Annotated in this window: 13 protein-coding genes; 1 reads left to right on the forward strand and 12 read right to left on the reverse strand. The window is 44.8% G+C overall.

Annotation, left to right across the window (positions count from 1 at the left end; genetic code table 11):
• Nucleotides 1-21: 21 nt before the first annotated feature.
• From rho to M1K46_RS04530, 6 genes are all read right to left on the reverse strand, one after another.
• Nucleotides 22-1,311, reverse strand: coding sequence for a transcription termination factor Rho (gene rho, locus M1K46_RS04505; RefSeq protein WP_256225119.1), 1,290 nt, complete (start codon nucleotides 1,309-1,311; stop codon nucleotides 22-24).
• A 290-nt stretch (nucleotides 1,312-1,601) separates the two neighbouring features.
• Complete coding sequence (gene glpX / locus M1K46_RS04510) at nucleotides 1,602-2,570, reverse strand: class II fructose-bisphosphatase (protein WP_053356443.1); 969 nt, start codon at nucleotides 2,568-2,570, stop codon at nucleotides 1,602-1,604.
• Nucleotides 2,571-2,794: 224 nt separating this feature from the next.
• Nucleotides 2,795-4,087 (reverse strand): UDP-N-acetylglucosamine 1-carboxyvinyltransferase, encoded by a 1,293-nt coding sequence (locus M1K46_RS04515; RefSeq protein WP_053356442.1) that lies wholly within the window; start codon nucleotides 4,085-4,087, stop codon nucleotides 2,795-2,797.
• A 155-nt stretch (nucleotides 4,088-4,242) separates the two neighbouring features.
• Nucleotides 4,243-4,893, reverse strand: coding sequence for a fructose-6-phosphate aldolase (fsa, locus tag M1K46_RS04520; RefSeq protein ID WP_053356441.1), 651 nt, complete (start codon nucleotides 4,891-4,893; stop codon nucleotides 4,243-4,245).
• A gap of 203 nt (nucleotides 4,894-5,096) precedes the next feature.
• Nucleotides 5,097-5,960 carry a class II fructose-1,6-bisphosphate aldolase gene (fba, locus tag M1K46_RS04525; protein ID WP_053356440.1) on the reverse strand — a complete coding sequence of 288 codons (864 nt, stop codon included), beginning with the start codon at nucleotides 5,958-5,960 and terminating at the stop codon, nucleotides 5,097-5,099.
• A 210-nt stretch (nucleotides 5,961-6,170) separates the two neighbouring features.
• Entirely contained in the window at nucleotides 6,171-6,539 is a 369-nt protein-coding gene (locus M1K46_RS04530; RefSeq protein ID WP_369795851.1) for a response regulator, read from the reverse strand.
• 145 nt (nucleotides 6,540-6,684) lie between these two features.
• On the opposite strand from M1K46_RS04530, the gene M1K46_RS04535 reads away from it, so the two are divergent.
• Nucleotides 6,685-7,215, forward strand: a complete 531-nt coding sequence (locus tag M1K46_RS04535) for a DUF2529 family protein (RefSeq protein WP_256225122.1) — start codon at nucleotides 6,685-6,687, stop codon at nucleotides 7,213-7,215.
• Between the two features lie 514 nt (nucleotides 7,216-7,729).
• Here M1K46_RS04535 and M1K46_RS04540 read toward each other — a convergent pair.
• The 6 genes from M1K46_RS04540 to M1K46_RS04565 form a co-directional block, all read right to left on the reverse strand.
• Complete coding sequence (locus M1K46_RS04540) at nucleotides 7,730-9,331, reverse strand: CTP synthase (protein WP_053356438.1); 1,602 nt, start codon at nucleotides 9,329-9,331, stop codon at nucleotides 7,730-7,732.
• Nucleotides 9,332-9,826: 495 nt separating this feature from the next.
• A complete protein-coding gene (gene rpoE, locus M1K46_RS04545) occupies nucleotides 9,827-10,411 on the reverse strand; it encodes a DNA-directed RNA polymerase subunit delta (protein ID WP_256225123.1) in 585 nt (194 codons plus the stop codon).
• A 444-nt stretch (nucleotides 10,412-10,855) separates the two neighbouring features.
• Nucleotides 10,856-14,116, reverse strand: coding sequence for a fused isobutyryl-CoA mutase/GTPase IcmF (icmF, locus tag M1K46_RS04550; RefSeq protein WP_256225124.1), 3,261 nt, complete (start codon nucleotides 14,114-14,116; stop codon nucleotides 10,856-10,858).
• Between the two features lie 27 nt (nucleotides 14,117-14,143).
• A complete protein-coding gene (locus M1K46_RS04555; protein ID WP_062238486.1) occupies nucleotides 14,144-14,788 on the reverse strand; it encodes a TetR/AcrR family transcriptional regulator in 645 nt (214 codons plus the stop codon).
• Nucleotides 14,789-14,793: 5 nt separating this feature from the next.
• Nucleotides 14,794-15,747 (reverse strand): methylmalonyl Co-A mutase-associated GTPase MeaB, encoded by a 954-nt coding sequence (gene meaB, locus M1K46_RS04560; RefSeq protein ID WP_256225125.1) that lies wholly within the window; start codon nucleotides 15,745-15,747, stop codon nucleotides 14,794-14,796.
• 11 nt (nucleotides 15,748-15,758) lie between these two features.
• Nucleotides 15,759-16,901, reverse strand: a complete 1,143-nt coding sequence (locus M1K46_RS04565) for an acyl-CoA dehydrogenase (protein WP_091009248.1) — start codon at nucleotides 16,899-16,901, stop codon at nucleotides 15,759-15,761.
• Nucleotides 16,902-16,907: the final 6 nt, after the last annotated feature.

Genomic DNA, 16,907 nt, shown 5'->3' on the forward strand with positions numbered 1-16,907 from the left:
ACAGCATTCCCTTTATATTCTTCAGGAATTCGACAATGATTTTACGCGCTTGTTCGTGCCTGACTTCTCAGCCTCAAACATCGCGAAGAAATCCTCATTGCTGGTTGTTTTTCGTAAACGCTTCATGAACGTATCTACGAAATCATACGAATCATCCATTGTTTTTCGGATCGCCCATAACGATTCAAGGTGATCTTTCTGGATAAGCATTTCTTCTTTTCTCGTTCCTGAACGGCGAATATCGATTGCAGGGAAGATTCGTCGTTCAGCAAGCTTACGGTCAAGGTGCAGCTCCATGTTGCCTGTCCCTTTGAACTCTTCATAGATCACATCATCCATACGAGAACCCGTTTCAACCAAAGCCGTTGCCAAAATCGTTAAGCTGCCGCCTTCTTCAATGTTTCGGGCAGCCCCGAAAAAGCGCTTCGGTCGATGGAATGCAGCCGGGTCAATCCCCCCTGACAATGTACGTCCGCTTGGAGGAATGACAAGGTTATACGCACGGGCAAGACGTGTAATGCTATCCAACAGGATAACAACATCTTTTTTATGTTCCACAAGGCGCATCGCACGTTCTAATACGAGCTCTGCAACTTTAATGTGGTTTTCCGGCACCTCGTCAAACGTAGAGCTGACGACATCGCCTTTAACGGACCGCTCGATATCTGTTACTTCTTCCGGACGCTCGTCGATCAGCAGGACAATCAGTTCAGTATCAGGATGGTTAGTCGAAATGCTGTGTGCGACCTCTTTTAAAAGACTGGTCTTACCAGCTTTAGGAGGCGCCACAATCAATCCGCGCTGACCGAAACCAACCGGTGCAATCATGTCCATGATACGGGTTGAAAGGTTCGTACGTTCGGTTTCGAGCACCATTTTCTTTTCAGGATAAAGAGCCGTTAACGCAGGGAAGTGAACACGTTCTTTTGCTGTGTCTGGATCCTCGCCGTTTACCGCTTCAACCTGAAGCAATCCATAATAACGTTCATTTTCCTTTGGAGGACGGACTTTACCGGAAACCTTGTCCCCGTTTCTTAGATCAAACCTGCGGATCTGCGAGGCCGAAATATAAATATCCTGGGAACTTGGAGAATAGTTGATCGGACGCAAAAATCCAAAGCCTTCATTCGGAATAACTTCGAGAATCCCTTCCATAAATGAATATCCATCCTGTTCAGCCTGTGCTTTAAGAATGGAAAACATCAATTCTCTTTTCGTTAATTTCCCATAATAAGGAACTCTATATTGTCTCGCAAGTTCATATAATTCTTTTAATTTTTTTGTTTCTAATTCAGATAATACTAAGCCCATAATGACACCACACTTTATTCTATTTTCTAAACACTGTGTTTTCTGTTTTTAATCGTTTTTTATGAAAGAACAGGGCAACAGAAATGAAGGGTTGGAAGGATACTATTGAAGTAAGTAAACCAGAAGTGGAAATTTCATATTATAAATAAACAGTACTTCATATTTTAACCACAAATTGCGGGTTTAATCAAGTCATAGATAAAGACAGGATGAAAAAAGTAAAAATCCGGACGCTTCCTCTTCCGAACAAATGATGCAGAAGAGATAGGCGCCGGACTATATAAAAAGGACTATGGTCTAATGACAAGATCAGGTTTCTTTTTCAGACTGTGGCGCCCATCGATAAATCGAACGGTACCTGACTTTGCACGCATGACGACAGAGTGCGTCGTACCGATCGTCCCTTTAAACTGGACACCTTTTAAGAGTTCTCCGTCTGTTACACCTGTTGCAGCAAAAATCGCATCATCGCCTTTGACGAGATCTTCCATACGGAGGACTTTATTAATGTCGGTGATCCCCATTCTGCGGCAGCGTTCTAATTCTGAGTCATTTTGGGGAAGCAATTTACCTTGTATTTCTCCACCAAGGCACTTTAAAGCTACTGCGGCAATGACACCTTCAGGAGCTCCTCCTGATCCAAATAAGATATCCACGCCTGTTCCTTCAAATGCTGTATTAATGGCTGCAGCCACATCACCATCAGAAATCAGCTTAATTCTTGCACCAGCTTCTCTGATCTCCTGGATGACTTTCTCATGTCTTGGGCGGTTAAGGACGATTGCAACAAGGTCCTCAATGTCCTTATTACGTGCTTTGGCAACGGCTCTTAGGTTGTCGATGGTTGGTGCATCGATGTCGATCTGGCCTACCGCTTCTGGACCTACGGCAATTTTATCCATATACATATCCGGTGCATGCAGAAGGTTTCCGTGGTCCGCCACAGCCAAAACAGCTAAAGCATTCCAAGTTCCGGAAGCCACAATGTTCGTTCCTTCGAGAGGATCTACCGCTACATCTACACGCGGGCCATAGCCTGTTCCCAGCTTTTCACCAATATAAAGCATAGGAGCCTCATCCATTTCTCCCTCGCCAATGACGACCGTTCCCTTCATCGGGACAGTATCAAAAACATCGCGCATGGCAGTTGTTGCTGCATCATCTGCTTCATCCTTTACGCCCCGGCCCATCCAACGGGCTGAAGCAAGTGCTGCGGCTTCTGTAACACGTACTAGTTCCATTGATAAACTACGTTCCATTGAAATAACTTCCCCCTTCTAGAAAAACGCTTACAAAAATTAGAAATGCTGAAGTGGCCGTTATGGTCCGACTAGCACTGGAGGTCTTGAGCATAAAACGTTCTTTGTTTTCTGCTCAAGAACGAAGTGACCAAGGATGAAAAGAGATGTTCCTTTTCATCCATCGAGGACCAGGACACTGAAGCTGGATCATATTGAAAAGCTGAGACGCCTGTCGAAAGCGCCTATTTCTCGATCTCTTCCATTTCCTCGACATCAAGGTTTTCACGCCAGATTTTCGCGCCAAGCCCCAACAGTTTATCAACAAGTGATTCGTAGCCGCGATCAATATGTTCAAGACCTGAAACTTCTGTGATACCTTCTGACATAAGACCGGCAACCACAAGAGCCGCTCCTGCACGGAGATCACTGGCTTTTACTTTGGCACCCTCAAGGCGGGCCTGTCCATTAATTATGGCAGATCGGCCTTCTACCTTCACGTTGGCACCCATTCTTCTCAACTCATCAATATGCTTAAATCGTGCAGAATAAATGGTATCCGTTACGATACTCGTTCCTTCCGCTTTCGTGAGCAATGAAGTGAACGGCTGCTGAAGATCCGTAGGAAAACCAGGATAAACCAGAGTCTTAATATCTACACTTTTTAACGGATTTCCGCTGTTATGAATAAGGACTTGATCATCTTTTGTTTCTATATGAACGCCCATTTCCCGGAGCTTGGCAATCAATGACTCTAAATGAAGCGGAATAACATTATCTATTAATACTTGCTGGCCAACCGCTGCTGCCAATATCATGTAGGTACCTGCTTCGATTCGGTCTGGAATGATAGAGTGGCGGCATCCGTGAAGATGGTCAACTCCATCGATTCGGATCACATCTGTACCTGCACCTTTAATTTTTGCTCCCATACTCGTAAGAAGAGTGGCAACATCAATAATTTCAGGCTCTTTTGCCGCGTTTTCAATGATGGTTTGGCCCTTGGCTCTAACCGCAGCAAGCATAATGTTAATTGTCGCGCCGACACTCACTACGTCTAAATAGATTCGTGCGCCGATGAGCTCATCTGCACGTAGGTAGATGGCTCCTTGCTCATTGGTAACTTTTGCACCTAATGCCTCAAATCCTTTAATATGCTGATCAATAGGCCTTGGGCCAAGATTACAGCCTCCCGGAAGACCGATGACAGCTTTTTTGAAACGGCCAAGCATAGCACCCATGAGGTAATAAGAGGCTCTAAGTTTCTTAACCTTTCCGTTGGGAAGCGGCATAGCAATCATTTTTTCCGGATTAACAGTCAATGAATTATTTTCATCCAATTCGGCTTCTCCGCCGATTTCTTCCAACAAATCTCTTAACAAACGTACATCTGATATATTAGGCAGCTGATCTATGATGACTTGGGATTCTGCAAGAATGGTAGCAGGGATTAATGCAACCGCACTGTTCTTGGCTCCGCTAATATGAACGGTTCCTTCAAGGGGATAACCCCCTTCAATCATAAGCTTCTGTTCCATGGTTTGCTCCCTTCTGCATCAAGCGGTTAACTCCAGTCGTTGTTGCTTGTAGTATTCTCAACAACTGGAATATCATGCTAATTTTTGGTTTTTTATGGTAAAAAACCAAAAACAAGCACCACGGGAGGTGGTGCTTGGATAGGTTATAGTATCTTCTAGCCGCGGTTTTTAACAGCTTCCCAATCGCTTAAGAAACGCTCAATCCCTTGGTCAGTTAATGGGTGGCTCACGAGGCCCTTGATGACCTTGAGCGGAATCGTTGCAATGTGTGCTCCACGAAGGGCTGCTTCTGTTACGTGCACAGGATGGCGGACAGAAGCTGCGATGATTTGGGCAGGAAGTTCGTGGATCGCAAAGATTTCAGCGATTTGTGAAATCAATCCTAAACCATCTTGTCCGATGTCATCGAGTCTTCCAAGGAATGGTGATACATAAGTAGCACCCGCTCTTGCAGCCAATAACGCCTGGTTGGCATTGAAGATCAATGTAACATTGGTTTTAATGTTCATTTCACTAAACGCCTTTACTGCTTTCAAGCCTTCTGTAGTCATCGGAACTTTAACCGTAATGTTCGGTGCGATAGCAGCAAGCACTTTTCCTTCTTCAATCATTTCTTCCGCTTTTAATGAAATAACTTCGGCACTAACAGAACCAGGAACAAGAGCAGCGATCTCACGAATGCGGTCATGAAAATCAACGCCTTCTTTCGCCACTAAAGTTGGGTTTGTTGTAACCCCTGATAAGATGCCAAGCTCATGTGCTTCGCGGATTTCGTCAATATTTGCAGTATCAATAAAAAATTTCATTATTCATTCACTCCTATATTAAAGTGGTTGTACAGACACGATGTCTAAATTCCCTTTTAGTCTTTTCCACACAACAACTTTCATACCCGAAATTAGTAACCCTTTTTTACATCTTCATTGTAAATGAAACCGCCTATAATGTATAGGCGGTTTCATGCAGAGAAATAAAAACGGCATGAGCCGTTTTTATTTTCATATCATTCTTACGCCTTGTTTGAAGAACCGAACTCGCGCATTTTACCTTGAACTGTTTCCTGGATTGCATCACGGGCAGCAGTAAGGTATTTACGTGGGTCGTATTTATCTGGGTTGGCAGCAATAAATTCTTTTACTGCATTGAAAGACGCAATTTGGTTTTCAGTGTTTACGTTGATTTTAGCTGTACCTAGAGAGATTGCTTTTTGGATATCGTGTGTAGGGATTCCTGTTCCGCCATGAAGTACAAGAGGAACACCAGTTAATTCATTTACTTCTTTCATGCGGTCGAAGCCAAGGTTCGGCTCACCTTTGTAAGGTCCGTGCACGCTTCCTAGTGCAGGAGCAAAGCAATCTACACCTGTTTCGCGTACAAGCTGATCACATTCAGAAGGAATAGCGTATGCTGCTTCAGCATCATCAACTACAAGATCATCTTCCTGTCCGCCGATACGGCCTAGTTCAGCTTCAACTGACACACCGTGGAAGTGAGCAAGTTCTACAACTTTTTTCGTTAATGCAATGTTTTCCTCAAGCGGGAAATGAGATCCGTCAATCATAACGGAAGTGAAACCGGCATGGATTGCTTCAGCACATTTTTGGTAGCTGGAGCCATGATCCAAGTGGATCGCAACCGGTACAGTTACTTTATATTCTTCGATTAGTTCTTTAACCATGCTGACGACAAGTTTAAAACCACCCATGTAACGAGCAGCGCCTTCTGAAACGCCAAGAATTACCGGAGATTTTTCTTCCTGAGCAGCTTTGAGAATCGCTTGGGTAAATTCAAGGTTATTAATGTTGAATTGACCGACAGCATATCCTTCCGCTTTTCCTTTTTCGAGCATTTCTTTCATTGACACTAAAGGCATGTTTCATGTCCTCCCTTTACTATTGGCACAAAAAAACGAAAAAAGAATCATCTTCAATCTTTTTCCGAAAATGCCATATGTTAAACATTAGTTAGTCTTTTTTCAAACCTATTATAGCATACCAATAGCGCTTGAAAACCGCAATAAATCAGGCTTTTTGCGTGCAAGCGCTACCAATGCCGATATGTCAATGATTTGTAGAATTTTTTCTTATCCTGCGCTGATTGGTAATTCTTTCCTCACCGCTGCGCGAATTTCGTCAATGTCGAACGGTTTCGCAAAATGGGTGATGGCCCCGAGCTTTATCGCTTCATGGATCATATCCAATTCGCCATAAGCGGTCATGATGATGACTTGAATGGAGGAATTCATTTTTTTGACATGGCGTAAAATTTCCAATCCGTCCATCCCTGGAATTTTCATATCCAAAATCACAAGATCCGGTGTTTCCTCTTCAACGATCGAAAGAGCCTGCACGCCGTTTGCAGCCTGAAACGTCTGATACCCCTCTTTTTGAAAAATCTCATTTAAAAGAATCCGAATTCCGTATTGGTCATCCACAATCAATATTTTACTCAACCTGCTCACCTCTGACATAATTTTTTCGATCAATTCCATATTCTAACTAATTCTGTGAATCCTGTCGTTTTCCTGCTGCTTCGAGTGAAATAAAAAAATCAATGCGTTATACTAAACCAAACTACCGAAACGAAGAGGAGATCTTATGTTAAAGATATTTTTCACCCAGCTTAATGGGATTTTTTCTAAAATCCAGCAGGATAATGAATTTGCCTTTGAAGACGCAGCCAGGCTCTTAGCGCAGACTGTTCTATCGCATGGCACTGTCTATTTTACAGGAAAAGATGAGATGGAGGCAGTGTGTGCTGAAGGAATCCATGGACAAGAGGCTTTTTCAAATGCGAAGCCGCTGAACACAAAAGAGATCAGCCAGTTAACGAGTGTAGATACCGTGCTTGCCTCCGCCCGTTTTCATGACGATGAGCCTGTCCTCAGCCTGCTTCAGGAAATCAAACAAAACACAGATGCGAGCATCATTTTTCTTGCCTCACGCAAGGAAAAAGGGGAAGAAGCGGCTCCACATTGTGATGCTTTTATTGATTTAAAGGTAAAAAAAGGACTTGTTCCAGCTGAAAACGGGGAACGAATAGGAATTCCTTCTGCCATGGCAGGTTTATTTGCCTATCATGCCTTGTTTTTAACGGCAAAAGAGATACTTGAAGAGTACGAAGATTGATTTACTGGCGGGGATGCAGGATTTACTGTCCAAAAAGCGTAAAATACGAGCCAAAATTTAAATTTACTGTCCAAAATTGCATATTTACTGTCCAAACCGCCATTATGTAAACTAATTACCTTACCAAAAAAAATTTAAAAACAATGAAGGAATATGTCAATATTTGCCGAATTCTCTGTAATAAGGAGGGACGAACGTCCTAATCCTTATCCAGCCCCTTAATAACCTCAACCTTCCTTCGAGCAAGCAAAAGCCTCCTTCATAAGCCCCTTCTTACAAAGTGCTTACAGCCAAGGTCAGCAGCAAGTCAGAGCGCATTCAGCAAAGCATGGCCCTATATTCGTCCACTGTCCTGCGGTCGCCCCCCTCTCAAACCGTACGCGGAGAACTAATTAGGGCCGGTAATGCTGAGCTTCAACCGGCAAAATTAATCTTAAAATCATAAAAAACCCGGCTGAAATCAGCCGGGTTTTCTGTTTGCTATGTCCAGTAAAGTGCGCTTACGCTTCTCTTATTAGTTTTTCATTTGCAGAGCAGCTCCTATAAATTCACGGAATAGAGGCTGCGGACGGGTCGGGCGCGAGATAAACTCTGGATGGAATTGAGAAGCGACAAACCAAGGGTGATCTTTAAGTTCGATAATTTCGACTAAACGGCCATCAGGGCTGGTTCCCGAAAATACAAAACCTTCCTTCTCCATTTGGTCACGATATTCGTTATTGAACTCGTAACGGTGGCGGTGGCGCTCATAAACCACTTCATCCTGATAAGCATCATATGCTTTGGATCCTTCGTTAAGCTTACATGGATAAAGCCCTAGACGAAGTGTACCGCCAAGGTCTTCCACATCTTTTTGCTCAGGAAGCAAATCGATAATCGGATACTCGGTGGACGGAAGAAGTTCTGTGGAATGTGCACCATCCATGCCCAGCACATTTCGCGCAAATTCAACAGACGCCAGCTGCATGCCAAGGCAGATTCCGAGGTAAGGAACTTTGTTCTCGCGGGCATACTGGATCGTGAGGATTTTCCCTTCCACACCACGGTCTCCGAAACCGCCGGGAACAAGGATTCCATCTACATCCTTCAGTGTTTCAGCCACATTTTCTTTTGTTACATCTTCAGAGTTGATCCATTGGATATCAATATCCGCATCATGGTGATATCCTGCATGGCGCAAGGATTCAACCACTGAAATGTAGGCATCCTGAAGTGCTACGTATTTTCCGACCAATGCGATTTTTGCTTTTCCTGACAAGTTCAGTACGCGGTCGATCAAGCCTTTCCATTCACCCATGTCAGCTTCTTTGCAGTCCAATTTTAAGTGGTCGCAAACGATCTGATCCATATTTTGTTCTTGAAGGTCGATCGGAACACGGTACAGAGTATCTGCGTCACGTGCTTCAATGACCGCTTTTGGATCAATATCACAGAAGAGGCCGATTTTTTCTTTCATATCGTCAGAGACTGGCATTTCCGTTCGAACGACGATGATGTTTGGCTGAATTCCAAGGCTTCGAAGTTCTTTTACGCTGTGCTGTGTCGGTTTTGTTTTCAACTCACCGGCAGCTTTAATGTAAGGAATAAGAGTACAGTGGATATACATTACATTTTCCGAACCAACATCACTCTTGATCTGGCGAATGGCTTCAAGAAATGGCAAACTTTCAATATCCCCTACAGTTCCCCCGATTTCAGTGATGACTACATCAGCGTTAGTCTCACGGCCCGCGCGGAATACACGCTCTTTAATTTCATTGGTGACGTGAGGAATAACCTGTACTGTGCCACCCAAATACTCTCCTCTTCTTTCTTTGCGGAGAACAGTAGAGTAGATCTTACCCGTTGTAACAGAACTGAATTTATTTAGGTTAATATCAATGAAACGCTCATAGTGTCCAAGGTCGAGGTCTGTTTCAGCGCCGTCATCTGTTACGAAAACTTCGCCGTGCTGATAAGGACTCATCGTTCCCGGATCCACGTTAATATAAGGATCGAACTTTTGGGTAGTTACCTTAACACCTCTGTTTTTTAACAATCGGCCCAAGGAAGCTGCAGTAATCCCTTTTCCAAGAGACGAAACCACTCCCCCTGTTACAAAAATATACTTTGCCATTCTTTATTCCCCCTCTGGATTTCACAATTAAGTATACCCCTCTGCTTCTGTTTCAAGCAGAAAGGACAATATAGTATAAGAAGCTTAAAATAAAAAAAAACAAAAGTGACTCCTCCCCAATAAAGGGGGCACTTTTGTTTTTATCCGCAAAAAATTATTTATATATACGTTTAGCCCAAAAATGATTTTATCGGCTTTCCAATCGAATGTCAAGGACTAGAAAGAAATTTGCAAAAGTAAGAAATAACAGGAAAAGCGGATGCGTCCTGCTAAAGTCCGACAAGTGCTGGAACTTTTACACAGCAACACGCTCTTTGTGTTAAGGAGTAAGAGTGAAGCGACCAAAGACGAAATTATATTCTAAATTTCGTCTTGCGAGGACTTATGACGAAATGGTGTTTCATATTTCGTCCTGGACGCTGAGCTAGACATTATAAAAAAACAACCCGGCGGGCGCTGTTTTCAGGCTCCACCGGGCAGAATATCTCATATGTGTTACTTGTCTTCTTTATCTTCGTTTTCAACCTCGTATAATTCCTCTTCAGCGGCCTCGTCTTCTTCGTCTTCGATATCTTCATCCAGCTCTTCTTCGCTGTCTTCAAATTCGTCGAAGTCCTCGTCCAATTCCTCTTCGTCCTCTTCGTCATCGTCGTCATCGTCGTCGTCACTGCTGCTCGCTTTCGCAAACTCATCTTCAACGTCGAGAGCATCGAAGTCTTCTTCATCAAAGTCTTCTTCGAACTCGTCAAAATCTTCATCTTCAGCGACAACCTTTTTGCGTTTCGTTGGCTTGTTCGTGTTCCCAAGCTCTTCTTCACTGCTCTCAATCGGATACCAAGCTTTAAGACCCCACTTGTTGTCACCGAGAGAAACAAAACGGCCGTCGATGTTCATGTCTGTATAAAAATGTGATAGACGGCGTTCGACTGCAGCATCAGATAATCCCTTCATATCTTTAATACGCTGAACTAGCTCATAAAAAGGAACTGTTTGTTTTTCTTCTTTTAAAATTTCAAAAGCGATCTCAACCATGGCCATTTCCACGATGTCATCTTTTGAATAAGATTTGACTAAACTCAAGTTGGCACTTCCTTTCAAATCAATAAATCTATTTATGTTATAGATGCACAAGTTTTGTTCTAGAAGAATTATACTCTTCATTATAAACAAATCTTCCAAGGATATGCTAGATGAATGACATCTTTTTTTTAAAAACTGCTTCTTTGAAAGGGTGCCTGGCACTATCAGTTAACTCAAAAGGTGCCAGGCACCCCATAAAAGGATTAATTACTGCGCTTACTTTCTTCGGTGTCAGGCACCGAATTTTGGTGCCTGACACCCTTGGCTGGATAGCCATATTTCTACCCTTCGAAGCAATTAGTTTTGTTTATTAGGGTGTCAGGCACCTTTGGGTTAACTTCGGGTGCCAGACACCCGTTCAGTGAGGTTTTTAGCCTAAAAATAGAAAAAGAGGATACATCCTCTTTTTCTATTTTTCTTTTTTATTCTTTTCCCATATTGTTTTTACATATTTCTACGGTATTTGCCGCCCACTTCATATAAAGCAGATGTGATTTGGCCAAGGCTTGCTACTCTGACGGTCTTCATCAGTTCTTCAAAAATGTTCCCGCCGTTCAAGGCTGTTTCCTGAAGTTTGCGCAGTGCTTGAACCGATTGTTCAACATGCCTGTTTTTGAAATCATTGAGGCTGGCGATCTGCTGTTCCTTCTCTTCCTTCGTTGCCCGTGCCAGCTGCATGTTAAATTCTTCATCTTTTGGAGGGTTGGGATTCAGGTACGTATTGACACCGATGATCGGCAGCTCTCCATTATGCTTTTTCATCTCATAATACATAGACTCTTCCTGTATCTTTCCTCGCTGATACTGTGTTTCCATCGAGCCTAAGACACCGCCCCTTGCATTCAGCCTTTCAAATTCCTGAAGGACTGCTTCTTCTACAAGGTCAGTCAGCTCCTCAATAATAAAGGATCCTTGAAGTGAATTTTCATTGCGGGCGAGACCCATTTCCTTCGTAATAATAAGCTGGATGGCCATCGCTCGGCGAACAGATTCCTTTGTCGGTGTCGTGATTGCTTCATCATAGGAATTGGTATGCAAAGAATTACAGTTATCATAAAGTGCCATCAACGCTTGCAGGGTCGTACGGATGTCGTTAAAATCGATCTCTTGCGCATGAAGCGATCTTCCAGACGTTTGAACATGATACTTCAGCTTCTGGCTTCGCTCATTTGCACCATATTTATTTTTCATTACTGTTGCCCAGATTCTTCGTGCGACCCGGCCGATCACCGCGTATTCCGGATCTAAACCGTTACTGAAGAAGAACGATAGATTTGGTGCGAAATCGTCAATGTTCATACCTCGGCTTAAGTAATATTCCACATAGGTGAACCCATTCGCCAACGTAAACGCCAGCTGTGTGATCGGGTTAGCGCCGGCTTCTGCAATGTGATAGCCGGAGATCGAAACAGAGTAGTAGTTACGCACATTATGGTCGATAAAATATTGCTGGATATCGCCCATCATGCGAAGAGCGAATTCAGTCGAGAAGATACATGTATTCTGCCCTTGATCTTCCTTCAATATGTCTGCCTGAACCGTTCCGCGTACACTAGCCAGTGTCTTGGCGGCAATCTCCTTGTACTCGTCTTCATTCGGACGGCGGCCATTTTCCTGCTCAAATTGTTGAAGCTGCTGATCAATCGCTGTGTTCATGAACATGGCGAGAATGATTGGCGCTGGACCGTTAATCGTCATTGAAACAGAGGTGCTTGGCGCAATCAGATCGAAGCCGTCATAAAGCTTTTTCATATCTTCCAGCGTACAGATGCTGACGCCGCTTTCTCCGACTTTTCCATAAATATCCGGACGATAATCAGGATCCTCGCCGTACAGGGTAACGGAGTCAAAGGCTGTGCTTAAGCGCTTGGCATCATCGTCTTTTGAAAGATAGTGGAAGCGTCGGTTCGTTCGTTCCGGCGTTCCTTCTCCTGCAAACTGGCGCTTCGGATCTTCACCCTTTCGCTTAAACGGGAAAACTCCAGCTGTATAAGGGAAGGCGCCCGGCACATTTTCCTTCATCACCCATTTTAGGATCTCTCCCCAGTCTTCAAACTTCGGAAGTGACACTTTGGGTATGTTTAAGCCTGAAAGACTTTTGGTTGTAAGCTCTGTGACAATCTCTTTGTCTCTGATTTTTGTCACAAACTCCATGCCGCTGTACTGCTCTCTCAGCTTCGGCCAGTTGTCGAGTGTTTTCTTGGAGTACGGAAGAAGCTTCTCCTCTACTAGATCTCTTGCTTCTTCTAAGGTGGAAACAACTTCACCATTGGCGTTGATCTCTTGGATGGTTTCGATCGAACCTTTGAGCTGATAGCTTTTTCTTGCGTACTTCACTTGTTCATTCATGGTCTTGTAGTAATCTCTCATTGTATAGACAAGGTCATTCAAATACTGGCTTCGCTCACCCGGGATGATCACATTCTTTTTTGCAACTGTTTCTTCAGCCAGAGGCTTGAGCTGCCAGCCTAATGAACATTTATCATTTAAGGTATGGATCAATGCGCGGAACAGGGTATTCGTTCCTTCGTCATTAAACTGGCTCGCAATGGTTCCATATACGGGCATACCATCCAATTCTTTTTCAAACCATTGGCGTGAGCGCTGATATTGCTTCCTTACATCCCTTAGAGCATCTTCTGAACCTTTACGCTCGTATTTATTGATCGCGATAAGGTCAGCATAGTCGATCATGTCAATCTTCTCCAGCTGTGAAGGTGCGCCAAACTCGCTCGTCATGACATACATGGAGACATCAGAAATATCTACAATTCCAGCATCTCCCTGGCCAATCCCGCTCGTCTCGACGATGACCAGATCATATCCTGCTGCCTTTACAACTGAAAGAGCATCACGAATAGCCGCAGAAAGCTCTGACCGTGAACCGCGTGTTGCGAGACTGCGCATGTATACGCGAGGATTGTAAATGGAATTCATACGGATGCGGTCGCCAAGCAAGGCTCCGCCTGTTTTTTGCTTTGTAGGGTCGATGGAAAGGATGGCTACCGTCTTATCTTCAAATTCATTCACGTAACGGCGCACAAGCTCATCGGTTAAGGAGCTTTTCCCTGCTCCGCCCGTTCCCGTAATACCCAGTACAGGCACGTTTTGCTGCGAGCTTTTCACCTGTTGAAGCACCTGCTCAGCAGTGGCTGCCGTTTCCTTTGGAGCGAACTCCCCGTTCTCGGCTACAGTGATCAGGCGGGCGACCGCACGGCTTTCCTTTTCAGGAAGCTTCTCAAGTTCGTCCGTCAGTTCTGTAACGGTCTGAAAATCGCACTCCTGCAGCATAAAATTGATCATACCCTGCAGTCCGTTGATCCTGCCGTCTTCAGGAGAGAAGAGGCGGGTTACGCCGTAGCTGTGCAGTTCTTTTATTTCCGGCGGAATAATAACGCCTCCGCCTCCGCCAAATACTTTAATATGGCTTGCTCCGCGTTCCTTTAACAAGTCGATCATGTACTTGAAGTATTCAACATGGCCGCCTTGATAGGAAGATATAGCGATCCCCTGAGCATCTTCCTGAATGGCTGCACTCACAACCTCGTCTACTGAACGGTTATGCCCAAGATGGATGACCTCAGCGCCGCTTGACTGCAAAATACGCCTCATAATGTTAATAGACGCATCATGTCCGTCAAATAGACTGGAAGCGGTTACAAAACGGATATGGTTCTTCGGCTGGTACACTTTCGGATTACTCATTTTCCCTTCTCCTCTCAAACAACATAATTACCTGGCTCCGCCTGTAAGGCTGCGGTTCAAAACTCCATATAAAAGCAGATAGGTCTGCATGTTCGTATACTCTTCTAATGTATATTCTTTTCTGAGGCTCCAGCGGCGGAAGGTCCACATTTGGCCGTGAACTAAAATGTTATGGGCCAGAAGCTTAACTTCTTCCTCATTCAGATCCAGTTCACCCTGTTCCACCGTCCGTTTCAGGAGCTCCTCAAAAATGGCTGTCATCTCCAGCTCTTTTTTCAGCACATACGGCAAGGCTTCCCGTGACAGTGATTTGGCTTCCTGATACATGACGAGCACTTCATCCTGCATTTCATCGACTACATTAAAATAAACCGCAATCGCTTTTTTTACATGGTCAATGCTGCCCTCTGTCAGGGAGATCTGTTCATGGAGCTTTTCTTTTACCCCTTCATAAATACTGTCACAGACCAGGTATAAGATGTCTTCCTTTGAACGGATATACTCGTACAGCGTTCCGATGCTGAACCCGGAGGCCTTTGCGATTTCCCGGGTTGTTGTTCGGTGAAAGCCGTTTTCCTTAAACAGGTTAACCGCTGCCTTTACCATTTCTCCGCGCCTTTTCTGGATAAGCTTTTCATCTTTTACAAGCGAGGGTACTTCCTTTCTTCCCAAAGCAATCACTCTTTTCTGTCCTGGTTTTTCTCCCAACCCTCGAGGATTTTCTCTGCAGCCGAATACGGATCAAGCTGCCCTTTCTGCACATCGGGAAGCCATGAATACCCGTTGCTTTCCTCTCTCATAAGAAGGGTTCTCATCAGCTCGTAGTGCACGACTTCTATGACTTCCTGTTTCAGGCTGCGGACCCGCCGCTCTTCTCCCTCACCACTTTCATCAAGGTATTGGCGGTGGGCACTCAGCTGATCCCATACCTCCTGGAGCCCTTTGTTCTGAACAGAGATCGTCTGAACGATCGGCGGACGGTATGGTGCATCATGTTTCACAAGATCAAGCATTGCTTCAATTTCAGACAAAAGCTTTGGCACACCGGGAAGATCGGCTTTATTGACGATGAACAAGTCGGCAATCTCCATGATCCCTGCTTTGAAAACTTGAACCACATCACCGCTTCCCGGATTTAATACAACGGCAATGCTGTCGGCAATTTTCATAATATCAAGCTCCGACTGGCCAACCCCCACCGTTTCGATGAGGATCACGTCAAAACCATAAGCATCCATCAGCCGAACGGTTTCCTTTGTTGTCCTGGCAAGACCGCCAAGGCTTCCCCTTGTTCCCATGCTGCGGATGAAAACATCTGGATCTGTAAAGTGTTCACTCATTCTCACCCGGTCACCAAGAATAGCGCCGCCGCTAAACGGGCTGGTCGGATCAACCGCCACCACACCGATCGTCATGCCCTTGCTGCGCAAAAAGGTAATCAGCCGGTTGACGAGGGAGCTCTTGCCTGCACCAGGGGAACCGGTAAGGCCCACATAATGAGCCTTTTTCTGAAGAGTATGAATGTCCTTTAACAGTTCAAGCTTTTCGGGGTGATCGTTCTCAACATAGGAAATGGCTCTCGCAAGCGCTCGTTCATCTTTGTTTTTTATGCGTTCGGCCAAAGGGTGCATTTTTGTCCTCCTTAATCTTTCAGAAGCATTTTGGAAATAACCAGCCGCTGTATTTCCTGTGTTCCTTCATAGATTTGAGTGATTTTCGCATCGCGCATATACCGTTCAACAGGATACTCTTTTGTATACCCGTATCCGCCGAATACTTGCACGGCATCCGTCGTTACTTCCATGGCGATGTCACCGGCAAACAGTTTGGACATCGCGGATTCTTTTCCATATGGGAGGCCTTCGCTTTCACGCCACGCTGCTTGATAGGTTAGCAGTCTTGCAGCCTCTACTTTTGTGGCCATATCGGCTAATTTAAACCCGATTCCCTGATTTTGTCCGATGGATTTTCCGAACTGTTTTCTTTCTTTGGCATAGGTTACAGCAGCATCCAACGCACCTTGCGCGATTCCGACAGCCTGCGCCGCGATCCCGTTCCGTCCGCCGTCAAGTGTCATCATGGCGATCTTAAAGCCATCTCCCTCTTTGCCGAGCATGTTCTCTGCAGGAACCCTGCAGTCTTCCATAATGAGCTCCAATGTCGGTGATGAACGGATCCCGAGTTTTTTCTCTTTCTTACCGAAGGAAAAGCCCGGTGTTCCTTTTTCGATGATGAATGCGGAAATGCCGCGGTGTCCTGCAGATTGGTCTGTCATCGCAAACACCACATAAATTTCAGCTTCTCCAGCATTTGTGATAAAGATTTTAGAACCATTGATAATGTAATCATCGCCGTCTTTTCTGGCTGTTGTTTTCATATTGGAGGCGTCAGACCCTGAGCCTGGTTCTGTCAGGCCATAGGCTCCCATTTTTTGCCCTTCTGCCATCGGACGAAGGAACTTCTGTTTTTGCTCTTCTGAACCAAATTTAAAGATCGGCCAGCCAGCAAGTGAAGTATGCGCCGATAGTGTTACCCCAGTTGAAGCACAGACACGGGAAAGCTCTTCAACCGCAATGACATACCCAAGATAGTCCCCGCCGATTCCGCCGTATTCTTCCGGCCAAGGGATCCCTGCCAGGCCAAGCTCTGCCATCTTGTCGAAAAGGGCACGGTCAAACCGCTCTTCTTCATCCCTCTCTGCAGCTGTCGGCTCTACTTCCTTTTTTGCAAAATCACGCACCATTTTGCGGATCATTTCGTGTTCTTCAGATAGTTGAAATTGCATGTTCTT

Source organism: Fictibacillus sp. WQ 8-8 (assembly GCF_024494405.1).
In the GTDB taxonomy this organism is placed as follows: domain Bacteria; phylum Bacillota; class Bacilli; order Bacillales; family Fictibacillaceae; genus Fictibacillus_C; species Fictibacillus_C marinisediminis.